The organism is Streptomyces virginiae (assembly GCF_040638905.1).
Lineage (GTDB): Bacteria > Actinomycetota > Actinomycetes > Streptomycetales > Streptomycetaceae > Streptomyces > Streptomyces virginiae_B.
Genome location: NZ_JBEZYV010000002.1, coordinates 241222 through 262792 on the forward strand (window position 1 = coordinate 241222; position 21571 = coordinate 262792).

Consider the following 21571-nt stretch of genomic DNA (forward strand, 5'->3'; position numbering starts at 1 on the left):
CCTGTGTTCTCAGCCCAGTTCGAGGCTGGTCACGCCGAACAGCTCGGCCAGGGCGAGGTCCGGGACCGGGCCGGTGTACATCCGGGCGGTCTCGAAGGTCGGGACCATGCCCAGGCCCTTGGCGAGCGCGGTCGCCTCCGGGTTGGCGTCCGGGACGTCCAAGGACACCAGCCCGCCGGGCGCGTGCCGCGCCAGCCGCCGCAGCAGGGCCGCCGCCACCGCGGGCGTGACCGCGTACAGGGGGCCGATCCGGTGGGCGGCGCTGCACGGACGGATCACGCCCAGGCCCTCGATCCGGCCGCCGCGTACGGCCGCCAGGGCAGTCCGTCCGGGCAGCCCGGTCCAGGCGGACAGGAAGGCGTCCCGCGGCGCGGGGAAGAACCGCCGGTCGTAGGCGGCGAGCAGGCCGAAGGGGAGGGTGGCGGCGTCGACGATCTCGATGTCGCCGCCGTCGTCCGCGGCGTCGCCGCCCCGGGGCACACCTTCGACGCGGATGTTGTTCCAGGCGGAACGGAAGCCGGACTTGCGGTAGTTGTCCTGCTGCTCGACCACCCCGTCCAGACCGACGAGCCGACCGTCGAGGCGTTCCATCCCGGCGCGCCAGAGCCGGATGCCGTAGCCGCGGCCGCGGAAGGCGGGGCGGGCGATGTAGAGGCCGATGAAGCCGAAGCCGGCTCCGTAGCGGACGGCGGAGATGCAGGCCACCGGTTCACCGTCGAGCCGGCCGACGAGGAAGCCGCCGGGGTCGGCCACGGCGAAGGCGAAGCGGTCCGAGTCCCCCGGGTTCCAGCCCTCCTCGTCGGCCCAGCCGCGGATCATCTCCATGTCGGCGGCGCTCGCCCCGGTGATCTCGAATCCCGTCATGGCGGTGTTGTACCAGATGCCGACGGTGTGCGCAGGGGTGCCTGACCGGCCGCCAGAATCCGGACGAAGGCGTCAAGATCGGCCCCGTGGCGGAGGTCGCTGACCTGTCCGTCACCCACTTCGACGACCCGCCAGACGCCGTCGGCGCGCAGGGCCAGATCGGTGGTCACGAAGGGGCAGCCGAGGGCCTCGACAGCCGCGCGGACCGGTGCGAGGTCGGGGGTCACGACCTCGGCGACCGGGCTGTCGGGATGCGCGGTCACCAGCTTCGGCGACGCGTCCCGCCACCACACGCGCACCTCCGCGGCGGCCGCCGTGCCCGCCTCCGTCAGCGGCGCGACGAAGTCCTCGAAGGCCCTCAGGACCACACCGCCCGCCAGGAACTCCTCCTGGAGAGCGACGAACCGGCCGACCACCCGGCGCAGGGCGTCCGCGTCGCCGAGGTCGGGCACGTAACAAGCCTCGTCCCACTCGTGCTTGCGGGACTTCACGTAGTCCTTGACCACGGCGGCACCGGACGGCAGGCCCGCGGCGAGGGCCGTGAGCCGCAGCGGATCCGGCGTCCGCCCCGGCTCAGCAGGCAGCCAGGCGCTGGCCGGGGTGAGGCCGGCGAAGATCCCGTACCAGCCGGGGAGTTCGTGCGCCCGGCGGTACTCCTGCGCGGTGACGGCGAGCCGGCCGCCGCGGCGGCGGAGGGCGGCGTCCAGTACGCCGTACCGGTCCGCGGGAACCATCCAGCCCCGGTACCAGACCGCCCCCGCGCCGTCGGGCACCCGGGCGAGGGCCCGCTCGGCGTCCCCGGCGAGCAGCGCGTCGTAATCCACGAGCAGGACCCTGCCCCCGGCGGCGCGCAACTGCCGGGCCTCCGCCGCGAAATGGGCATCGACCCGGCGGTCGTTCAGCGGGTCGATGCAGTACAGGACGGTGGCGGTCGCGTCCTCGGTCGTGGTGGGCATGCGCCCACCCTACGGAGGGCGGCGCGGATCGCCGAAGGGCGGGCTCAGCCCGCGCAGATCACGTCGTCGACCCGGATCGGTTTGGAGTCGAGGCGTACGTACACGGTGAAGGTGTCGGTCTCGTCCGCGGCCCAGTGAGTGGTGACGGTGGCCCAGCCGATCCCGGCCGCCTGGGCGACGGTGACCGGGCCGATGCCGATGTCCTGCGGTTCGTTCTGCGCGCAGAGCAGGACGTCGGACTGGGTGGTCGTCTGTCTTTCCAGGAGCACCTGCGAGACGTGGTGGCGGCGGTCGTGCGCGGACGGCCCGTGCTTCCCGTAGAAGCGGGCGAGGAAGCGGCCGATCTGATCCGCGGTGTGCCCTTCCGGGGAGGCCGCGGGCGCTACGGCCGCGGCGGCGGGCACGGCGACGGCGGAGGGAGCCATGACCGGCAGGGCCGACAGGGTCAGCAGCAGGAGGGCACCAAGGCTGTAGGGCTTCAGCATCATGCCCGGTTTGTACCCGCCCGGGCGGTCCACCGGGAACGCCTGGCCCGGATCTCACTCCTGTGGGGGTCGGGATTCACCGCAGAAGCGCCCCTGCCTCCCCCGCGCGGTCGGCGCGCGGTAATGGGGTCGCGGGCGGGCGGCGGTCCTACGTAGGGTCGGCGCATGGGAAAGCCGCTCGTCGCAGTGTTCAGTGGGGCCGGGATGTCCACCGACTCCGGAATTCCGGACTACCGGGGGCCACAGGGCCTGTGGCGCCGTGAGCCGGATGCCGAGAAGCTCGTGACCTACGAGTACTACATGGCCGATCCGGAGATCCGGCGGCGGTCCTGGCTGATGCGGGCGGAGATCGGCGCGCTCGGAGCGCGGCCGAACGCCGCACACGTGGCCGTGGCAGAGCTGGAGCGCGGCGGTACCCCGGTCCGGGTCATCACCCAGAACGTCGACGGACTGCACCAGCTCGCAGGGATGCCCGCGCGCAAGGTGTTGGAGCTGCACGGCACCGCCCGGTCCGTGGTGTGCACGGCGTGTCACGCGCGGTCGGACATGGACGAGGCGCTGGCCCGGGTCGCCGCCGGGGAACCGGATCCCGCCTGCCTGGCGTGCGGCGGGATCCTGAAGGCGGCGACAGTGATGTTCGGCCAGCGGCTCGACCCCGTGGTGCTGGGGCAGGCGATGGCCGTGGCCAAGGGATGCCAGGTCTTCGTCGCCGTCGGGTCGACGCTGCAGGTGCAGCCGGCCGCCTCGCTGGCCGGTATGGCCGCGGAGGCCGGGGCCCGGCTGATCATCGTTAACGCGGAGGAGACCCCGTACGACGCCCTCGCCGACGAGGTCGTCCGCGAACCGATCGGCACCGCCCTCCCGGCCCTGCTGTCCAGGATCGCCGCGGGCGGCGGGGTCTAGATCGTGTCGTCAAAGTCCCGCCCGGCCGGTGGGGCTCCCGAGTGCGTCCGGTACGCGGGAGCTCCTGCGCCTTGCGAAGCTGCCCCTGGGCCCTGACGGCCCGGGGAGGCCCCAAGGCACCGGTCGACGCGGGCCCGGCCGACAAGATCCGAAAGGCATCCCCTAGCCCGCGTCGGCGGCGCGGCGCATCTCCGCCACGTCCAGCTTCTTCATCTTCATCATCGCGGCCATGGCGCGGGAGGCACGCCCCTGGTCGGGGTCGCTCACGAGCTCGACGGCACCCGGCGGGATGACCTGCCAGGACACCCCGAACTTGTCCTTGACCCAGCCGCAGGCGGACTCCTGCCCGCCGTCCTTGGTCAGCGCGTCGTAGTAGTAGTCCGCCTCGGACTCGTCGACGCAGTCGATCTGGAAGGAGATCGCCTCGGTGAAGGGGAACTGCGGTCCGCCGTTGAGGCCGACGAACCGCTGCCCGTTGATCTCGAACTCGACGGTCATGACCGAGCCCTCCAGCTCCGGGTTGGCCTGCGTGTAGCGCGCGATCCGCCCGATCCTGCCGTCCTTGAAGACGGACAGGTAGTAGTCGGCCGCCGCTTCGGCGTCGCCGTCGAACCACAGACACGTGGTGAAACCATTGCCGCTCATCTCTGCCTCCAGGCCGGTGCGTGGACGGTGGATACCGCCTCCGCACATACAGACCGGCCCCGGGCCCGAAATTCATCGGTGGGCCCGGGGCCGGTCCTCATTCGGCCGGGAATTCGACCGTACGGCCTACTTCGCGGGCTCCGCGCCCATGGCGAGCATCCGGTCGACGACGCGCTCGGCTGCGTCGCCCTTGTCGAGGTCGCAGAACTCCTCGCGGAAGGCCGCCCGCGCCGCGGCGTACTCGGCTCCGACCGCGTCCGCGTTGCGCACGGCCTCGATCAGGCTCTCCGAGTCGGCCAGCAGCGGTCCGGGCGCCTTCTCCTCCAGGTCGAAGTTGAAGCCGCGCAGCGTGTTGCGGTAGTGCTCCAGGTCGTACGTGAAGAGGAGGATCGGCCGGTCGGTGAGCGCGAAGTCGAAGATCGCGGAGGAGTAGTCCGAGATCAGCACGTCGGCGACGAGCAGCAGGTCGGCGGCGTCGGGCCAGCGGGACACGTCGACGACGAAACCGTCGCGGACGCCCTCGCGGACCTGCTCGGTGACGTGGTGGTGGCCGCGGATCAGCAGGACGTGGTCCTCGCCCAGCTCGCGGCGGGCCCGGTCCAGGTCGATCCGCTGGTCGAGCTTGTAACCACCGGTCCAGCCCTCGCAGTTCTCACGCCAGGTGGGCATGTAGAGGACGACCTTCTTGCCCTCGGGCAGGCCGAGCCGGCGCCGGACCTCGGCGATCCGCTTCGCGTCGGGCCGCACCAGCGCGTCGGTGCGCGGGCTGCCGGCCTCGATGACCTCACCCTCGTAGCCGAGGGCGCGCTTGAGCAGGGGCGTCGCGTAGGAGCTCGGGGAGGCGAGCAGGGTCCACTGGGCGCTGTCGTGCGCGAGGCCCTCCAGGATCTCCGGGCTCGTGTAGTAGTCGTGCACGAAGTCGTGGCCGATCTGCTTGATCGGCGTACCGTGCCAGGTCTGGACGACGACCTGGCCGGGACGGCGCTGGAACAGGGCCGGCACGCTGTCGTTTGTCACGAAGTAGCGGGCACGGGCGAGGACCTCCCAGGACTCCACGCTGCCGTACTGCACGGCGCGGGCGGTCGCGGGGACCTCGGCGCGGCCGTCGCGGACCAGCCAGATGTGTTCCAGCTTCTCGCCGCGGCGCAGCAGTTCCTCGTGGATGGCGCGGGGTGCGTCGCCGGCGCCGTGCCCCTGGAAGGTGTCGTAGACGACGATGTCCTTGACCGGCAGGGCGCGCTGCGCCGGGTACGTCTCGAAGCGGGCGACGCGCTGGGCGTAGCGGGAGCGGTCGTGCGGGCTCAGCAGCGGGTCGGCGACGAGCGCCATGCGGTCGTGGAAGCGGGTCTCGATCCGCATCCGGCGGCCCTGCGCGGTGATGGGGTGCGGGCCGGCGAAGAGGAGGCCGGGGGACATCTGGACCGGGGCCCCGCGGTCCACACCGAGCAGGCCGGCGGTGGTGCCGCCCTGGGCCGCCGGGCGCAGCGTGGGCCACCAGCGGCCCTCGGGGAGCGTGGTGCGGCCTGCGAAGGGCTCGGGGAGCACGGGCTGGAAGGTCGTCTCGAAGCCGTCTCCGTCGCGGGTGACGGGGTAGCTGAACTCCATGCCGTGCGCGTTGTGCAGGACGAGCTCGTAGGGCTCGTCGGTGGGCGCGACGAAGCGGCCCCGCAGGGTCAGGGCGCCGTCCCCGACCTCGACGGCGTCGACGAGGGGCGGAGAGGGCTGCACGGAGAGGGTGAGGTGACCGGTGTTGCCGCGCTTGACGAACAGGGCGCGGCCCACGGTCTCGCCGGGCAGGGGCACGACCAGGCCGTTGAAGCCGCCGCGTTCGTCGTGGGCCAGGCGGTGCTCGGTCCCGTCGGCACCGACCACGGAGAGGCTCCACGGCTCGGGGGTCCATTCGCCGGGCTCGCACGCGGCGTCCGGTACGGCTGCCAGGTCGGCCAGCGTGACGCGGGCGGTGAAGGGAGTGCGGCCGGCGGTGGCGGCGCCCTTCTCCAGCGGGAAGTCGACGGTGGCGCCGGTGGAGACGTGGACGGCCTTGAGGCGGGTGGCGTCGACCCCGGCGGAGAGCTCGCCGACGATCTCGACGGCGTCCCCGCCGGCGGGCCGGGCGTCCAGGGCGCGGGCACGGGCGACCTCGACCTGGATGGTGAGGGCGCCGGAGACGGCCGGCACGATCCGGACGTCGGGGGCGACCCAGAACGGGGGCGGGTTCTGGCCGGTGTCGTGCTCGCCGCCGCGGAGGCGGGCGCGGTGCAGGCCGCCGGCTCCGGTGACGGCGATGGACGTCGTCCATATCCCGTCGTTCCACTTGCCGCCCGACTGGAAGATCGAGGGGTCGACGACGGCGGTGAAGCCGGCCCAGTCGGCGTGCCGCAGCGCGAGGTGCGGAGACTTCACGGTGGCCATCGGGGAGGCGACCGTACGGGTGCTGACGACGGAGCGGCGGCGCTTGCCACCCTCGCGGAAGATCAGCATCTTGCGGGAGCCGAGGCGGCTCTCCGCACCGAGGTGGCCGGGCAGGGCGTAGCCGCGCAGCAGCAGCTTGCCGTCGGACCAGGCCGCCTGCTCCAGGCGGCTGACGACGCGGCGCTCGCGCGTGCCGAGGGTGAGGATCTTCGCGGGGACCGGCGGGCGGCCCTGCAGGAAGGGGTAGTCGGCCTGCGGGCGGGCGAGGCCCTTGACCGGCACGCTGTAGTGGTAGTCGCGCTGGTGGTTCAGGAGCGCGATGAAGTCCTCGACGCGGCCTTCGCCGGCGAGGTAGGCCTTGAGGCGGTCCGCGACGGTCAGATCGGGCCAGGGGCCGGTGCCGATCTCGCGGACGAGGCCGCCCACCTCCTTGACGAACGCGGCGCGGAAGTCGGGGCCGCCCTCGGCGACGTACTTGTAGATGAGCGGCAGTTCCTCGCTCAGCACGTTGTAGTCGTAGTCGCGCAGGTAGCGGACGTACTTGGGGCCCTGCTTGGCCTGGAGGGACTCGCGGACCAGGCGGACGGACTTCACGCGGTCGATGAGGGAGACCGGGTCGGTGGAGCGCTGGGTGATGGAGCGCTCACCGGTCTCGCGGACGCGCCAGTGGTAGACGCAGTCGCTGAGGATGTCGACGCTGGAGGCGAAGTAGTGCGCGGGGATGCTGACCGGGGCGTCCTCGTAGAGGATGCCCTCCGGGTACTGGAAGCCGTGCTCGTCCCAGAAGGTGCGCCGGTAGACCTTGTTCCAGGCGGTGCGGTCGGTGACCAGCGCCGGGAACTTGGAGATGTGGGTCTTGAGCTGCGTCTTGGCGAAGGCGGCCCGGTGGCCCCACGACTGGTTCATGCCGACCGAGCGGAAGCGCTTGACGTTGCCGCCGGCGAAGTCCGAGCCCGTCTCGTCGAGGGCTTCGATCAGCCGCTGGTAGGCGTAGTCCGGCATGGTGTCGTCGCTGTCGACGAAGGCCAGGTACTCGCTGTCCGGGTGGATGTGGCGGGCGCCGGCGTTGCGGGCGGCGCCGAGGCCGGCGTTCTCCTGCATGACGACGCGGAAGCGCTTGTCACGCGCTGCGAAGGCCTTGGCTATGACGGCGCTGGTGTCCGTGGAGCCGTCGTCCACGAGAATGGCCTCGAAGTCGCCGAAGGTCTGAGCGGCGATGGATTCCAGGCACTCGTCGAGGTAGAGCTCGACGTTGTAGACGGGGACGACGATGCTCAGGCGCGGGGGCATGGGTGGCGGTTTCTCCAGCGTTTTTTTGCTTTATCGATGATCAGCTCACAGCATCTTACTCTGTAACAGAGCCATAAACTCCACCCATATGGGGCATAGGGCGCTGATCGTCGGGGCGGACGGCAAAGAATTCAGCCGTCCGCCACTTCGACGCTGCGGATGGGACGCGGCCCGTCCCGGCCGGCGACCCGTTCAGATCTCCAGTTCCGTTTCGATCTTCTTGAGCTGATGGCGCGCCATGGCGAGGTTGGCCCGCTTCTTGTCGAGGGCCAGATAGAGGAAGAAGCCCACGGAGCCCCGGCCCTTCATGAGCCGGATCAGGTGGTACTGGCTACCGAGGGTGATCAGGATGTCCTCGATCTCGTCCTTGAGGCCGAGGAGCTCCATCGTGCGGACCTTGGCGCGCACCACGTCCGTGTTGCCCGCCGCGGCGACCGCGAGGTCGAGGTCCTTGCCGCCGCCGATGGTGCCCAGGGCCATGCCGCTGCCGTAGTCGACCAGCGCCGCGCCGATCGCGCCCTCGATGACGGTGGTGGCTTCCTTGAGCGCGGTCTCCACGTTGACCATGAGAGGTACCTCTTTCCCGTTTCGGTGTAGCTGGTTGTTGTTTTGCGTGACTGGCTGTAGTTGTCCTGAAGGCGACGGGTCCGTCCTGCGGCGGGCCCGTGCGCGGATCAGGCGGGCGCGGTGCCGGAGCCCCTGCGCGCGAGGGTGTGTTCGATGAGTTCGGCTATGCGCAGGCTCGAACGCCGGGCCTCCAGATGGAGGCGCCCGACGTTGACGCGCGGCTCGGCGGTCAGGGTGAGGACGGCCGCCACGCCCGCCGCGTAGGTCGCGACGTATCCGTCGGCGCCTCGCACGAGCAGTTCGCGGAACGCACCCTGGCCGGTGCTGTCGCTGAGCCGCTGGGCCACGCCGAGGGCGGCGGCGGTCAGGGCGGCGACGGCCTCGGCCTCGGCGGCGGCGCTGTCCTGGGCGAGGACGAAGCCGTCGGCGCTCGCGGCGAGGGCGCCGGTGAGCTGGGGTACGCGGGCCCGCAGCCTGCGGAGCTCGGCGAGTATCTCGGCCTCCGCCTCGGGGGGCACCGTACTCATGTCGGCCTTTCTCCTTTCGGGCTGCCTACGCTCGGAGCGGTCGGCGCGCAGGGCCGGTCGCAGCGGGAGCCTCACAGGCTTGCCTCCAGTGCGTCGCGTAACCGGCGGAGCAGCGCCACGTCCGGGGATTGGGCCTGGGTCATCCAGTCGGGCAGGGGTACCTCGACCGGCGGGGGAGCCGGGCTGTGCGGCGTTTCGACCAGTCCGGCAGCCGCGAGGCGGCGTACGTCGAGCAGTGTGTGGAAGGCGGGCCGGCCCAGTACCCAGGCCAGGTCCGCCGGGGTGCGTACGCCGTCGGCCCGGTCCAGCAGCGTCCGCTGCCGGGCGGTGACGGTCTGGCCCGGCGCGGCCGCGCGGGGCACCACGGGGGCGGTGTCGAGCAGCGGGTACGGCCAGACCGCGTCCAGGAGTTCGCGGCGGCGCCGGGTCTCGCGTTCGACGGCGGCGGCCGGAACGGAGCGGACGGAGCCGATCCAGTGGGTGGCCCCGCGGCGGAAGCGGGAGGGTCCGCTGCCCGGGGACAGTGCGAAGAAGGCGGCGTCGAAGATGGCGGCGAGGTGGCATATCTCCAGCTCTCCGCCGGCGAGCCCGCCGCTGTCCACGAGGAAGCGGGCGACCTGCCGGCGGGCCCCGGCCCGGTCCACCGCCTCGCGCCACCGTTCGGGGGCGAGGCCGCCGCCGGTGGTGAGGAGGACGTCGAGGCCGGGGGTGGCGGGGCTCTCCGCGTGGACTATTCGTCCGTCCTCCAGGAAGAGGGTGCCGCGGTCGCGGAGCAGGGCTCCGGTGGCCCGCTCCGCGGCGAGCCGGGTGAGGAGGGGGGAGACGGCCGCGAAGGCGTTCGGAGCCGTTGCCGGGACGGTCATCTGAGCACCAGCCCCTCGGCCAGGGCCCTGAGTCTGAGGCGGGCGAGGGCGAGGTTTCCGTCGGCCCGGTCGAGCCAGACGTGCAGGAAGACGCTGCTGTCGAAGCTCGTCTCGACGAACCGCAGGACGTGGAAGCCGCTGCGGGTGGTGACGATCAGGTCCTCGACGGGCGGGCCGGCGGGGACCGCGCCGTCACCGGGGCCCTCCTCCGCGCGGGCGAAGGACTCGTACTCCGCGGCCGCACGGGCCAGCTCGGCGGTCTCGGCGGCGGTGGTCTCGTGGTCCCCCACGGGCGATTCCCCGATGGTGCCGAGAGCCAGACCGCTGCTCCAGTCGACCAGCGCGGCCCCCCGCGCACCAGGCAGGGCCATGGCTTCGAGCAGGCATTCGTCGATCCCGGGCACGCGGGCTCCCCTCCCGGCCGGACGTGCGGTGTGCACGGTAGTGCGGCGCGACAGGAGGGAACTTACTCAAGTTCCGCAGGGCGAAAGGGCGTTCTGGCATTTTCCGCGGGAACATGCCATTCAGGGTGTAAGAGGTTGGCCGGAACGCGTCGGAATCTGATCACGAAGCCAGCGGAAGATCGTCCGCGAGACGGAACGACCCGCCTTCCCGCTCGACGTAGCCCTCGTGGCTGAGGGTGCGGAGCAGGTGGTAGACGGTGGGCAGGGGGATCCCGGTGACCCGCGCGAGCCGTTTGGCGGTCGCACCGCCTTCCGCGTACATCGCTTCCACGAGCCGCAGCGCGCGCTGCACGGAACCGATCAGGGTGGGTGTGCTGTCCTTCTGGATGCGGTCGGTTCCCATGAATGGTCCCCCTGCTCCGGTACGAGGCCTGGCAGACCCATCAAAGTCGCTCGCCGCCCCCAAAACCAGCGGACTCGCGTAAACCCGAGCATAAGATCACCGGACCCGGGGCGGCGCGACCGGCTGGACATGCGCACCAGAGCGTGGCAGAGCATCGCCGGCCGGTCGAGTCGGCGGCGGTCAGGCCGTCGCTGCTTTGACGACACTCCCTGGCGGGTGCAGGTGACGTACGCGGGGAGCGGGGCGTCCGCGATCAGGTGCCGCGGCAGGGCCAGTGCGAAGCGGTGTTCCAGGACGGCGAGGGTGCGCCGCTCGCGGTCCTCGTCCGGCTCGTCGTCCGGTCCCGCGTTCGCGCCGTCCGGTCCGAGGACGCCCGCCGCGACCAGCTCGGGGAGCAGGAAGTCCGGCCGGGGCCCCCGCGCCGGCATTCCTCGCCGGGGCCGAAGCAGCACACCGGCTCGCCGTCACGGGCGTACGCGAACTGCTGGGCGGGTGGTCGGGCCGCGGGTCGAGGTGGATGGCCTCGAGACCGGCCCGGGAGACCTCGGCGAGGCGTTCCGCGCCGGCCGGCAGGCCGTGCTCGACGGCGAAGGACCAGCCGCCCCAGCTGCCGACGCGGGCCACGCCTTCGCCGTCGGCGGTCTCGGTGACCATGCTCCAGGCGGCCGGTGCCCCCAGCGGTCCGGGACGGACGCCCGGGACCGCGCCGAGCCGTGCGGCAAGTTCGTCGGGGGTTGTGCCCCGTGCGAAGGTGAGGCCGGCGAACCATTCACCCGAGTCCGCCGGCCACTGGATCCCGCAGGTCCGGCCCTCGGCGGTGTCGGCCATCTCCGCTCCCCACGGTCTTTCCCGCGACGCCGGTGCTTCCCCCACCGGCACGACAGTCAGTCCGCCGACTCCTGGGGGAGGAGGCGCTCGACCATCGTCTCGATCAGCCCCTCCACCGGGTGCGCCTCCAGTAGCGCCGGCACGGTCAGGTCGTCGACGATCAGCCCCAGCATCGCCAGGTAGAGCAGGACCACGCCCTGCCGGTCGCCTGGCAGGCCGGCCCCCAGGTGCCAGTCGATGTTCGCCTCCAGCTCCGCGCCCTGGAAAGCGGCCAGCTCGGCCTGGAGCTCCGGGCGCCGCAGGCCTTCCAGCCGGAGCTCCAGCATCGCGATGTGGACGCTGCGCTCGCGCCGCATGCGCTCCAGGAGCCGGCCGAGCAGCACCTTCGTGTCGAGCGGGCCGGTCAGGTCGGCCGGATCCGGCACCAGCCGCTCCCGGGTGCGGTGGAGGATCTGCACGAGCAGTTGGGCCCGGTTGGCGAAGTAGTTGGTGGCGGTGCCGGTGGGCACTCCCGCCTCCGCGTCCACCGCCCGCAGGGTCAGGCCGCGCGAGCCCTCGCGTGCCAGGACTTCGATGGCGGCGTCGAGCAGCGCGGCGCGGCGCTGCGGATTCTGGCGCATGGCGGGTCCCTGAGTCATCGGATCGGTGAGCACTGCAAGCACAGTGCTTTGCCCACCGTAGCGGACGTCCCCGCTCCGGGCTCCGGCCTCCAGCAGGTACGGCACGTCGATCACCGCGACCCCCGGCGTGACAGCAGGCGCGCCGTGAGCCGGAGGGCGTTGCGGTGGTGCAGGGGCTGCTCCCACCAGTGCCCCACGACGTACTCCGGGATCACCACGGACAGCATGTCCGTCGCCGGTTCGGCGGCCAGTTCCTCGACGTGCGCCAGGATCGGGCCGACCACGCCTCGCGCAGCCGGGCCGCCTCCGCCTCGTCGGCGGCGACCAGGACGACCACGTGGTGGTGGGCCGGCCTGCGCGGTGTGGCGTCGGGGGCGACGCCGACCTGCCGGGCGACGTGGTCGTCGTGGCGGCGGCCCGAGCCGGCGGTGGATGTGGACGCGCTCCTCACGCGGGGTGACGTCACCCGGCGAGTTCTTCGGCCCGGTGCGCCAGCCACAGGTCGTACCGGACGCTCGGGGACTGCAGCAGCGACCGCTCCAGCAGGGCCTCGATCCGGGCCAGCCGCTTGCGGGCACCGGGGACGGAGACCCCGAGCGCGGCGGCGGCCGGTGCGAGCCGGGCGTCGTGCTCCAGCCAGGTGCGGACCGTGGTCCGGGCGCCGGCCGGGGCGTCCGGGTCGGTGAGCCGGCTCAGGTGGGCCCGGGCCCACTCGGTCAGCCGCGGGTCGCGCAGGACCGTGTCGAGTTCGGGGGCGGTCGCCGGGGCCGCGGTGCCGCTCCCCCGCCCCGCACCCGGGGTGAGCCGGAGCGCCAGGGAGAGCGCCGCCTGGTCGCCGAGGCGGCCGAGGTCCAGTCCGAGCAGCGTCTCGACCAGTCGGACCCTGGCGGTCAGGGTGTTGCGGTGGACCTTCAGCAGCCGGGTGGCGTGCGGGCCGAAGTTCAGCCAGGCGTGGGCGGTGGCCCGCAGTTCCTGCCCGCCGGGGTCCTGGGGGCGCCGGGGTTCGTACGAGTGGAGGGGGGCGAGCAGGGCCCCGGCCCAGTCGGCCCCGGCCTCGTGGGCCGCGAGCGCCAGCTCCGGGCCGGGGCCGAACCGGGCGTGCCGTTCGCCGCGGCCGCGGGCGACGGCCAGGGCGTGGAAGGCCTGGGTGTAGGCGGTGGGGGCCTGTCCCAGGGCGAGTTCCCCGCTGACCCCGACCGCGCAGTCCGGGGCGATCGCCGTCAGCGCCCCGGCCAGGGGGTCGTGGTCGGCGAAGACCGCTGTCGCGTCGGCCGGGACCAGGATGATGAGGTGGCGCACGTAGACGGGGCAGCGCACGACCCAGGCCCGGCCGCCGGTCAGCTCCTGGCACAGCCGGGCCACTTCGGCGCGCCGGCCGGTGCGGCACTCGGCGACGTACATCCGCATCGGGTCGGGCAGCGGGGGGCGCAGCGCCTCGGCGATCTGGTGGGCGGTGGAGAGCCGGCCGTTCATCAGCAGGTGGAGCACGGCCTCGCGGGCACGCGCCTCGGCGATCTCGGCCCTTTCCTCCCGCCGTTCGGCCTCCTCGGCGCGCAGCACGAGGGCCAGCGGTACGGCCGCGTCCGCCAGCAGCACGGGCGCGTCGGGCGGGTGCGGCAGCGGCAGTACGGCGGCCAGGGCCCGCCCGGTGTCCAGCGCGAACAGCAAGGTGGCGGAAGCGTCGCCGTGCAGGACGGCTGACCGTACGCCGCGGGCGCTCATCTCGGCGGCGCCCCGGACGGCGGCCTCAGGCGCTTCCCCGGCCTGCTCGCGATCCGCCTGGCGAGCGCCGGGATCGCCCGCGCGGACCACTCCGGTCCATCCGCCGAGCCGGGCGGCGAGCCACTCCAGCAGCGCGGCCGACCCCCCGGTGTGGGCGAGCCGGTGGACCTTGAGTACGTCGTCGGACCGTGACACCGGCGCATTCAACCACCCGCCGCACACTGTGCGCTGTGAAACCGGTCTCGCCCGGTCACTGGGCAGTGCGAACCCTGCGGACCGCCGCCCGCCCGCATAGGTTTGTCCACGAGCGGACGGATCCCGGCGCCCATGAGTACGAACACGGGGGAGGCACCGGGATCCGCCGCTCACATCCTGGCGGCCGCGCTGCGGATGGCCTCCCGGATGCGGAAGTAGGTGCCGCACCGGCAGATGTTGGCGATGGCGTCGATGTCCTCGTCCGTGGGCTCGCTGGTGCGCCGGAGCAGGGCGACGGCCGCCATGATCTGGCCGGGCTGGCAGAAACCGCACTGGGCGACGTCCTGTTCGAGCCAGGCCTCCTGCACGGGGTGCAGGTCGTCCCCGTCGGCGAGACCCTCGATCGTGGTCACCGCACGTCCCGCGCACGCCGATACGGGGACCACGCACGGGCGGACGTCCACCCCGTCGAGGTGGCTGGTGCAGGCTTTGCAGACGTCCACCCCGCAGCCGTACTTGGGGCCGTGGACGCCCAGCATGTCGCGGAGCACCCACAGCAGGGGCAGGTCGTCTGGCGCGTCCACGGTGACGCTCTGCCCGTTGACGGTGAAGGTGTGCGAGGGCACGGCGTACTCCTGGCTCGGCGGCTAGCGCGGGTAAGGGGTGAAGTCGACGTCGAAGTCGAGGGGGAAGCTGCGCGGCTTCGAACCGGTGGCCCGGGCCCAGGCGTTGGCGATGGCGCCGACCGCGGCGGGCACGCCGAGCTCGCCCGCGCCGCCCGGCTCCGTACCGGTGGCCGGGAGCACGAAGATCCGTACGTCGCGCGGGGTGTCGCGCTGCTGCGCCCAGTGGAACTGGCTGTAACTCCCTTCGAGCGGGAGCCCCTTGTCGATGTGGAGCCCGGCGCGCAGGGTGGTGGAGATCGCGTCGGTGAGGCCGCCGATCATCTGGGCCTCCAGTCCGCGCGGGTTGACCGGCAGGCCCACGTCCACAGCGATGACGGCCTTGGTGACGCGGGCGCGCTGCGGATCGCGGACGTCGATCTCCACGAGGCAGGCGGTACGGGACTTGTACTCCTCGTGGAAGGCGATGCCCTGGGCGCGGCCGGGCTCCATGGCCCGCCCCCAGTTCCCCTCGGTCGCGACCTTGTCCAGTACGGCGCGCTGGGCGTCGGTCTTCAGGAAGGTGCGCCGGAAGCGGTACGGGTCCTTGCCGGTGGCCGCCGCCAGTTCGTCGACCATGATCTCCTCGGCTCCACGCGTGTTGGCGGAGTACACCGAGCGCCACGAGGCCGTGGGGATCCCGGTCGGCACCTCGGTGAGGGCCTGGGTGGTGAGACCGAAGTGGTACGGGGACTTCACCGTGGTCAGGAACAGCGTCTGGGCGAGGGTGGCGTTGCCGATGCCGAGCGGCAGGTGCGCCGCGGTCGCGGTGATGATCTCGCCCAGCCCGTGCCGGAAGTCGGTCTCGGCGGCGGCGACGCGGTGCTCGAAGCTGAGGACCTCGCCCAGCAGGTGCGTGGCGCGGATCTTGTGGTGGGTGGCGGGGCGCATCCGGCCGTGGCGCGTGTCGTCGACGCGGGTCCACATCAGCTTGACCGGGCGGCGGCAGGCCTTGGAGACACGGGCGGCCTCCAGCGCGGCGTCGAAGAAGAGCCGCCGGCCGAAGGACCCGCCGGCCTGGACTACGTGCACCGCCACCTTGTCCGGGGGCAGGCCGAGGTCGGCCGCGATGGTCTGGCGGGCCACGATGGGGGATTTGAGGCCGGACCAGATCTCGGCCCGGTCGTCGCGCACGTCGGCCACGGCGCAGTTGGTCTCCATCGGGGCGTGGCTGACGAAGGCGAAGTCGAACTCGGCGTCCACGGAGGGGGTGAGGAGCGGCGGCACCAGCAGCGGCGGGGTGGCCGCGCGCAGCCTGGTGCGGATCTGCGCGTCGGAGAGCTGGTCGGCGGGGCCCGGTCCCCAGGTGACCTGGAGGGCCGACTTGGCGGTGATGGCCTGTCCGAAGGTCTCGGCGACGACGGCGACCCCGGTGGGGACGGTGACCACGTTCAGCACGCCTGGCATGGCCCGGACGCCGGCGAGGTTGGTGATGCCCCGGACGGTGCCGCCGAAGGTGGGCGGGCGGCGCACCACGCAGGGCTTGGCCCCGGGCACGTCGAGGTCGAGGGTGTACCGCTGGGCTCCGGTGACCATGGCGCGGGCGTCGATGCGGCTCGTCGGCCGGCCGACGAGGGTGTGCCGCGCGGCCTTCTTAGGGGTGGCGCCGAGGACGACGAGGCCGGGGGCGGCCGCGGCCGCGGCGAGTTCGCCGTAGCGGGCGGTCCGTCCGTCGGGGGCCCGGACGGCGCCGTCCGCGGTGGTCAGCGACGCCGGGGCGAGGCTCCAGCGCTGGGCGGCGGCCGCGACGAGGCGGGCCCGCGCGGTGGCCGCGCACTGGCGGACCGGCCCGTAGAGGGAGCGGATGGAGTTGGAGGAGCCGGTGAGCTGGTTGAACAGCAGCTCGGGCCGCGCGTCGTCCAGCTCCACGCGTACGTCGGCCAGGGGCGCGTCGAGTTCCTCGGCGACCAGCATGGCCACGGCGGTGGTGAGGCCCTGCCCGACCTCCTCGGGCGGCAGCCGGAAGCGGACGGTGCCGTCCGCCTCGACCGCGAGGGCGAGCAGGGCGGAGGTGGGCGCTCCGGCGAGGATGAAGAGGTCGCCGAGGTCGACCACGTCGGCGACGGCCGGCAGGGACGGCACGACGGCGTGGGCGGCCTGCGGGGCCAGCCCGTCGACACCGGCGCGGGTGACCAGGGCGAGCGTCGGCGCCGCCACGAGGTAGGTGAGGAAGGAACGCCGGCTCCGGCCGGTGGCGTCGTGCTGCCCGCTCAATGTCGTCCTGTCCCCAGCGCTGCGCGGGCCCGCCCGCGCGGACCTCCCCCGGTTTGTTACCGGCACGTAGGGTAGCGGCCCGGGCACCGGCTGGGAAGCCCCGATTCCGCCGCCGTACCGGGCGCGGAGGTCATCCGTTCGGGGGTATTGCGATGCACGTCCTGAACCGGGCCCGGCGCGGTCGGGGCGGGCCGAACTCCTCGTACGCATCGGGCGTTTGATCGAGCCCCGGGAGGCGGCTGGCCGATTTCCGGCCGTCGCTCCCGACGTGCTTCACGTCCCACCGGCAGGCACGCGCACCATGGCCCCACATTCTCGCTGACCGGATTCGTTCGTACGCGACGGCGGGGCTGTCAGGCCTGAGGCATATACCAAAAGCAAGGACGTAGCGGATGTTGCCAAACGCCTTACACAGTGTCGCTGCCTGTGCAACAGTCGTTACCGGTCCTTCCTTCAGACTTGGCCGTGCCGCGCCTGTATCGGAGTTCTCATGCCGTCCCACCTGTTCGCGGACCGTCCCGCGCAGCCGCCCGAGCCGGGGTCGGTGGACGCACTGATCTCTCAGACCCGGCGCCTCCGGGGGGAAGTGGACGCGGTCCGCCGCGACACCGTCGTGGACGACGACGACGCCCAGGGCCGCTGGCAGCGCGCACTGTGCGATCTCGCCGTGCACCACCTCGACGACCTCCGCGAGCACCTCGGCCAGCTCAAGGAGGGTCTGCCTCCGGTCCCCGAGCCCGAGGCGTTCCCGCAGGCGGCTCCCGAAGCCGCGCCCGAGGCCCAGGCGCGCGTCGGCAGCGCCGAGTGGAACCTGCTGACGGACGAGGTGAGTTGGTCCGACGAGCTGTTCCAGATCTTCGGCCGCTCCCCCGAGGCGGGCGCCCTCCCCCTCGACGAACTGGGCTCCACCCTGTTCTCCGAGGACCAGCCGCTGCTCACCGCATGGGTCACCGCCTGTCTGGTGGACGGCAAGCCCATTGACGGCGAGTTCCGCATCGTCCGGGCCGACGGCCGGGTCCGGACGCTGCACATGAGGGGCGAGCCGGTGCTCGACTCCGACGGCTGCGCGGCCTCCATGTGGGCCGTACTGCGGGACGTGAGCGAACTGCGCCGGAGCCAGCGGGCGGTGCGCGAGTCCCGTGACTCGCTGCAGCGCCAGCGGGAGATCGCGCAGACCGAGCACCGGCTGGCGGTCGAGCTGCAGGAAGCCGTACTCCCCCCGTGGCGCGGCTCCCTGCGGTTCCCGCACAGTGACGCCGGCTCCCTGGACGTGGCAGCGCACTACCTGCCCTCCGCGACCAGCGCGCTGATCGGCGGCGACTGGTACGACGCGCTCAAACTGCCCGACGGCTCGTCGATGCTGACGGTCGGTGACCTGACCGGGCACGGCGTGACCGCCACCTCCGGCATGGCGATGATGCTGGGCGCCCTGCGCGGCATGGCCATGGCCGGGATCGCTCCGGGCCCGCTGATGGGCTGGCTCAACCAACTCCTGGAGACCTCCGTCCAGCCCGCCCTCGGTTCGGCCGTGTGCTGCAGCTACGACCCCGCGCGCCGGGTGCTGACCTGGGCCCAGGCGGGCCACCCGGCCCCCCTGCTGTTCCGCCGCGGCTCGGGCCGCGCACTGGCCCCGCCGGAGGGCATCCTGCTGGGCGCGACCTCCGGGGCCTCGTACGGGCAGGCCGAGGAACGACTTGAGGTGGGCGACCTGCTGGTCCTGCACACGGACGGCCTGACGCCGCGCAGCATCGAGTTCAGCCGGGCGGACGGTACCGAGCGGCTGCTGGCACTCGCGCCCCGGCTCTCGGCGGCGCGGTCGGCGCAGGACTGCGTACGGCTCGTGGTCGAGGAGTTCGGCGAGGTCGAGCGGGAGGACGACGCCTGCGTGCTCGTCGCCCGGGTCGGCGGATAGGGCACCGGGCCGACCGCGCGGCCGGCCGCACGGACTTCAGGGCCGCGCCGGAGGGCGCGGCCTCGCTCGTCTGTGTTCTTGCGTCTGCACTCCCGTATCCGCGCAGCCTCCGTCGACACGTCGACGACCGGGTTTCGGCGTGCGGTCTCGCGTACCCGGCCCCGTCCTCGTACCGGCCGTCGGGGGCGTGGAGGGCATGCGGGACCCGTGGGGCGCGCGGGGGCCGGCCGGGGACTACACCCCCGTGGCCGGCCGGCCGCTCGGCGCCGGGGTGTCGGGGAGGGCCAGCTTGATCTCCTGGCGCAGGTCCTCGATGCGGCCGTACCCGGCGTACTGGGCTGTGAGCCGGTACATCTCGCGCAGCCGGTCCCAGGTCCGGTGCGAGGAGGTCTCGTGCATCGAGACGAGGGCCAGGCGCGCGTAGCGGTCGGCCTGTTCCGGCTCGTCGGCGATGAAGCAGGCGGAGGCCATGGAGATGTAGTCGAAGATCTGCGAGCGCTGGTAGCCGTCGCCGCGCAGCCGCAGGGCTTCCTTGGCGTGGCGCGCCGCGATCGGCGCCGCCGTGGCGTCGTGGTCGGCGAGGGTCCGGTAGGCGAGCGCCTGCATGCCGTGCAGGTCGGCCTCGTCGAAGTGCTGCATCCAACTCGGCGGCGGTACGTCGCCCTTGTCGGAGACGAACAGCTCCTCCGCCTCGCCCAGGGTGCGGCGCATGGCCTGGCCCTTGCCCAGGGCGGCCTGCGCCCACGCCTCGATGGTGTGCAGCATGGCGCGGGTGCGCGGGAGGGTCTGCTCGCCGGAGCCGGACTGGGCGAGCTTCATCAGGTCCAGGGCCTCGTTCGGCTTGCCGAGGTGGACCATCTGGCGGGCGGCGCGGGACAGCGCCTCACCCGCGCGCGGGCGGTCGCCGCCCTCGCGGGCCGCGTGCGCGGCGATGACGAAGTACTTCTGCGCGGTGGGTTCGAGGCCCACGTCGTGCGACATCCAGCCCGCGAGGACCGCCAGGTTGGCCGCCACCCCCCAGAGCCGCCGCTGGAGGTGGTCGGGGTGGTGGTAGGCGAGCATCCCACCGACCTCGTTGAGCTGCCCGACGACGGCCTTGCGCTGCAGTCCGCCGCCTCTGGAGGCGTCCCAGGCGCGGAACACATCGACGGAGCGCTCCAGCGCCTCGATCTCCTGGGAGCCGATCGGGGCGGCCTCGTAGCGGTCGTATCCCGCTGGGTCGGCCTGGAAGGAGTCCCCGAAGCGGCCGGGGCTCGTCTTCGCCAGGACGGGGTCGGTGTGCAGCCAGTCGTACATGGCGTTGCTGAGGGCGGAGCCGGCGGTGAGCACGGCGCCCGCGCCCATCAGACCGCGACGGTTGAGCATGAGGTCCATTCCCGTGAATTCGGTGAGGACCGCGGCTGTGCGTTCGGGCGCCCAGGGCATGCCGTCGGGGTTCTCGCGAGCCCCTTCCGGCTGCCGTCTCGAGGTGCGCCGCTGCCGTACGAACCCGAGGTCCTCGATGGTCACGACACGACCGAGCCGCTCGGTGAACAGTGCTGCCAGTACCGTGGGCACCGGTTCGCGGGGGCTCTCCCCCATGTCGATCCAGCGCCGCACCCGCGAGGTGTCGGTGGCCAGCTGGGGGTGGCCCATGGCCGCCGCCTGCCGGTTCACCATCCTCGCCAGTTCGCCCTTCGACCAGCCGGCCAGGCCGAACAGGTCGTTCAAGCGGGTGTTTGGACCTTTGCTCACGTCAAGCCCCCAGGTTCTCGGCTGAGTTGACAGTAGCCCCCCGTCAGATGCCCAGCGACTATTCGCCAGGCTTCGCCAGGGCACGCCCGATGGTTCGCCACCTTGCGCCGGGTGTCAGGTAGGAATGCGCCTCCCCGCCCCGGTCACCGGCGGAACTCCCCAGGGTGAAGCACGGGATCGGCGGGGCGGCGTTCGCAACTCGTCGGCGCACGAAGGGATCCGTATCACCATGTACGCAGCAACGTCCTCCGTGTCCGCACCGGTCCGGTCGCACCGCACGCTCCCGGCGGGCGGCGGCCCCTACCTCGAACCGGGCCGCGCGTCGGCCGCGGTGCAGGGCGCAGTCCGGGCGCGGCGGATGCCGAGCGCCGGGTCTCAGCCCGTCAGTGGAAGAATCGACCTCTCGGGGCCGCAGGGCGCGCAACTGCGCACCGCACTAGCCTCGGTGCAGCGGATCTGTCCGGAGTTCGCGCCGGTGCAGGTGCTGCGGCGCAGCGGCCGCTCGGTCCTCCTGGTGGGCACCACCGGACGCTTGACCGCCGTCGCGAAGGTTTTACTGGACCACTCGCCGGAATGGCGCGAGCGCTACCGGCACGAAATAGCGGCATACCGGGCGTTCGTCCGGCACCGCCCGCCGGTCCGGGTGCCGCGGCTGATCGCCGCCGACCCGGAGAACTGCACGCTGGTGGTGGAGCGGATGGCGGGCCGGGTCGCGGCGCTCCAGCGGCACCCGGTGGAGCCGCCGCCGCGGGTGGACCTCCGTGCGGCCCTGGGCGCGGTGTGCCGGGTCAACCAGTGGCAGCCGCCGGCGGAGCTGTTCGGCACCCCGATGAACTACGCCCGGCGGATCGCCCGCGACTACGAGTTGGGCCTGCTCACCGACCGGGACCTCGGCGACCTGCAGAAGCTGCTGCACGGGGTCAAGGTGTCGGGGGCGGCGCTCCAGTTCAACCACGGCGACGCGCTGCTGTCGAACCTGCTGCTGTCCCCCGCCGGTCCGGTGCTGCTCGACTGGGAGCACGCGGGCTGGTACCTGCCGGGCTACGACCTCGCCACCCTGTGGACGGTGCTCGGTGACGCCCCCGCCGCCCGCGCCCAGATCAGCCGGCTCGCGCAGTCTGCCGGTCCGGTGGCCCGGGACGCCTTCCTGATCAACCTGATGCTGGTGCTGACGCGGGAGATCCGGATGTCCGAGACGGCGGTGCAGCGCTCGATGCTGGCCAACGCCCCGGCCCAGCCGCCGGCGGTGGGCGCCCTGTCCTCCGGGGAGGAGCAGCGGCTGCTGCTCCGCCGCCTGCACGACGATGCGGGAATGGCCCGCCGGGCGGTGCGCGCGGCGGTCGGCACGCGCTGATCCGCCCCGCT

19 protein-coding genes are annotated in these 21571 nt (G+C 72.9%); 3 read left to right on the plus strand and 16 right to left on the minus strand.

What is annotated here, in order from left to right:
* Positions 1-9 precede the first annotated feature (9 nt).
* Genes AB0F82_RS04595 through AB0F82_RS04605 form a run of 3 tightly spaced genes read right to left on the minus strand, consistent with a single transcriptional unit; the run spans position 10 to position 2308 of the window.
* A complete protein-coding gene (locus AB0F82_RS04595; protein ID WP_362623969.1) occupies positions 10-864 on the minus strand; it encodes a GNAT family N-acetyltransferase in 855 nt (284 codons plus the stop codon).
* The gene (locus AB0F82_RS04600; RefSeq protein WP_362623972.1) at positions 861-1820 is read right to left on the minus strand and encodes an ATP-grasp domain-containing protein; all 960 of its coding nucleotides are present in this window, start codon (positions 1818-1820) and stop codon (positions 861-863) included. The genes AB0F82_RS04595 and AB0F82_RS04600 overlap by 4 nt, the downstream gene beginning before the upstream one ends.
* Positions 1821-1864: 44 nt before the next feature.
* Complete coding sequence (locus tag AB0F82_RS04605; protein ID WP_362623975.1) at positions 1865-2308, minus strand: hypothetical protein; 444 nt, start codon at positions 2306-2308, stop codon at positions 1865-1867.
* A gap of 162 nt (positions 2309-2470) precedes the next feature.
* Here AB0F82_RS04605 and AB0F82_RS04610 point away from each other — a divergent pair, with 162 nt between their 5' ends.
* Positions 2471-3208: an SIR2 family NAD-dependent protein deacylase gene (locus tag AB0F82_RS04610; RefSeq protein WP_362623978.1), complete on the plus strand. Its 738-nt coding sequence runs from the start codon at positions 2471-2473 to the stop codon at positions 3206-3208.
* Between the two features lie 162 nt (positions 3209-3370).
* Here AB0F82_RS04610 and AB0F82_RS04615 read toward each other — a convergent pair whose 3' ends face one another.
* The 12 genes from AB0F82_RS04615 to AB0F82_RS04670 all read right to left on the minus strand — a co-directional run bounded on the left by AB0F82_RS04615 (position 3371) and on the right by AB0F82_RS04670 (position 16560).
* On the minus strand, positions 3371-3853 hold the full coding sequence (locus AB0F82_RS04615; protein WP_362623981.1) for a VOC family protein: 483 nt from the start codon (positions 3851-3853) through the stop codon (positions 3371-3373).
* 126 nt (positions 3854-3979) lie between these two features.
* Positions 3980-7555 (minus strand): bifunctional glycosyltransferase/CDP-glycerol:glycerophosphate glycerophosphotransferase, encoded by a 3576-nt coding sequence (locus tag AB0F82_RS04620; RefSeq protein ID WP_362623984.1) that lies wholly within the window; start codon positions 7553-7555, stop codon positions 3980-3982.
* Between the two features lie 192 nt (positions 7556-7747).
* Positions 7748-8122 carry a hypothetical protein gene (locus tag AB0F82_RS04625; protein WP_362623986.1) on the minus strand — a complete coding sequence of 125 codons (375 nt, stop codon included), beginning with the start codon at positions 8120-8122 and terminating at the stop codon, positions 7748-7750.
* 107 nt (positions 8123-8229) lie between these two features.
* The gene (locus AB0F82_RS04630) at positions 8230-8649 is read right to left on the minus strand and encodes a roadblock/LC7 domain-containing protein (protein ID WP_356812791.1); all 420 of its coding nucleotides are present in this window, start codon (positions 8647-8649) and stop codon (positions 8230-8232) included.
* Between the two features lie 71 nt (positions 8650-8720).
* Positions 8721-9512 carry a transcriptional regulator gene (locus AB0F82_RS04635; protein WP_362623989.1) on the minus strand — a complete coding sequence of 264 codons (792 nt, stop codon included), beginning with the start codon at positions 9510-9512 and terminating at the stop codon, positions 8721-8723.
* Positions 9509-9916 (minus strand): hypothetical protein, encoded by a 408-nt coding sequence (locus tag AB0F82_RS04640; protein ID WP_362623992.1) that lies wholly within the window; start codon positions 9914-9916, stop codon positions 9509-9511. The genes AB0F82_RS04635 and AB0F82_RS04640 overlap by 4 nt, the downstream gene beginning before the upstream one ends.
* Positions 9917-10076: 160 nt before the next feature.
* Positions 10077-10319 carry a helix-turn-helix domain-containing protein gene (locus tag AB0F82_RS04645; RefSeq protein ID WP_356812795.1) on the minus strand — a complete coding sequence of 81 codons (243 nt, stop codon included), beginning with the start codon at positions 10317-10319 and terminating at the stop codon, positions 10077-10079.
* 884 nt (positions 10320-11203) lie between these two features.
* A complete protein-coding gene (locus AB0F82_RS04650) occupies positions 11204-11767 on the minus strand; it encodes a TetR/AcrR family transcriptional regulator (protein ID WP_362623995.1) in 564 nt (187 codons plus the stop codon).
* Between the two features lie 110 nt (positions 11768-11877).
* Positions 11878-12051: a hypothetical protein gene (locus tag AB0F82_RS04655; RefSeq protein WP_362623998.1), complete on the minus strand. Its 174-nt coding sequence runs from the start codon at positions 12049-12051 to the stop codon at positions 11878-11880.
* Between the two features lie 178 nt (positions 12052-12229).
* On the minus strand, positions 12230-13684 hold the full coding sequence (locus AB0F82_RS04660; RefSeq protein WP_362624001.1) for a helix-turn-helix domain-containing protein: 1455 nt from the start codon (positions 13682-13684) through the stop codon (positions 12230-12232).
* Positions 13685-13854: 170 nt separating this feature from the next.
* On the minus strand, positions 13855-14310 hold the full coding sequence (locus AB0F82_RS04665; RefSeq protein ID WP_362624003.1) for a (2Fe-2S)-binding protein: 456 nt from the start codon (positions 14308-14310) through the stop codon (positions 13855-13857).
* 21 nt (positions 14311-14331) lie between these two features.
* On the minus strand, positions 14332-16560 hold the full coding sequence (locus AB0F82_RS04670; RefSeq protein WP_362624006.1) for a xanthine dehydrogenase family protein molybdopterin-binding subunit: 2229 nt from the start codon (positions 16558-16560) through the stop codon (positions 14332-14334).
* A 490-nt stretch (positions 16561-17050) separates the two neighbouring features.
* Between AB0F82_RS04670 and AB0F82_RS04675 the strand changes: the two genes are divergently transcribed.
* On the plus strand, positions 17051-18472 hold the full coding sequence (locus tag AB0F82_RS04675) for a PP2C family protein-serine/threonine phosphatase (RefSeq protein WP_356812801.1): 1422 nt from the start codon (positions 17051-17053) through the stop codon (positions 18470-18472).
* Between the two features lie 234 nt (positions 18473-18706).
* Here the strand turns inward: AB0F82_RS04675 and AB0F82_RS04680 are convergent, their stop codons facing one another.
* On the minus strand, positions 18707-20206 hold the full coding sequence (locus AB0F82_RS04680) for a DNA-binding protein NsdB (protein WP_362624008.1): 1500 nt from the start codon (positions 20204-20206) through the stop codon (positions 18707-18709).
* 229 nt (positions 20207-20435) lie between these two features.
* Here AB0F82_RS04680 and AB0F82_RS04685 point away from each other — a divergent pair, with 229 nt between their 5' ends.
* A complete protein-coding gene (locus AB0F82_RS04685) occupies positions 20436-21560 on the plus strand; it encodes an aminoglycoside phosphotransferase family protein (protein WP_362624011.1) in 1125 nt (374 codons plus the stop codon).
* Positions 21561-21571 lie beyond the last annotated feature (11 nt).

What these genes read in the sequence shown, in the direction of transcription:
- AB0F82_RS04630 (WP_356812791.1), bottom strand. Translation starts at nt 8,649, where the DNA reads ATGAGTACGGTGCCCCCCGAGGCGGAGGCCGAGATACTCGCCGAGCTC.
- AB0F82_RS04625 (WP_362623986.1), bottom strand. Translation starts at nt 8,122, where the DNA reads ATGGTCAACGTGGAGACCGCGCTCAAGGAAGCCACCACCGTCATCGAG.
- AB0F82_RS04675 (WP_356812801.1), top strand. Translation starts at nt 17,051, where the DNA reads ATGCCGTCCCACCTGTTCGCGGACCGTCCCGCGCAGCCGCCCGAGCCG.
- AB0F82_RS04615 (WP_362623981.1), bottom strand. Translation starts at nt 3,853, where the DNA reads ATGAGCGGCAATGGTTTCACCACGTGTCTGTGGTTCGACGGCGACGCC.
- AB0F82_RS04645 (WP_356812795.1), bottom strand. Translation starts at nt 10,319, where the DNA reads ATGGGAACCGACCGCATCCAGAAGGACAGCACACCCACCCTGATCGGT.
- AB0F82_RS04685 (WP_362624011.1), top strand. Translation starts at nt 20,436, where the DNA reads ATGTACGCAGCAACGTCCTCCGTGTCCGCACCGGTCCGGTCGCACCGC.
- AB0F82_RS04635 (WP_362623989.1), bottom strand. Translation starts at nt 9,512, where the DNA reads ATGACCGTCCCGGCAACGGCTCCGAACGCCTTCGCGGCCGTCTCCCCC.
- AB0F82_RS04605 (WP_362623975.1), bottom strand. Translation starts at nt 2,308, where the DNA reads ATGATGCTGAAGCCCTACAGCCTTGGTGCCCTCCTGCTGCTGACCCTG.
- AB0F82_RS04620 (WP_362623984.1), bottom strand. Translation starts at nt 7,555, where the DNA reads ATGCCCCCGCGCCTGAGCATCGTCGTCCCCGTCTACAACGTCGAGCTC.
- AB0F82_RS04610 (WP_362623978.1), top strand. Translation starts at nt 2,471, where the DNA reads ATGGGAAAGCCGCTCGTCGCAGTGTTCAGTGGGGCCGGGATGTCCACC.
- AB0F82_RS04600 (WP_362623972.1), bottom strand. Translation starts at nt 1,820, where the DNA reads ATGCCCACCACGACCGAGGACGCGACCGCCACCGTCCTGTACTGCATC.
- AB0F82_RS04650 (WP_362623995.1), bottom strand. Translation starts at nt 11,767, where the DNA reads ATGCGCCAGAATCCGCAGCGCCGCGCCGCGCTGCTCGACGCCGCCATC.
- AB0F82_RS04595 (WP_362623969.1), bottom strand. Translation starts at nt 864, where the DNA reads ATGACGGGATTCGAGATCACCGGGGCGAGCGCCGCCGACATGGAGATG.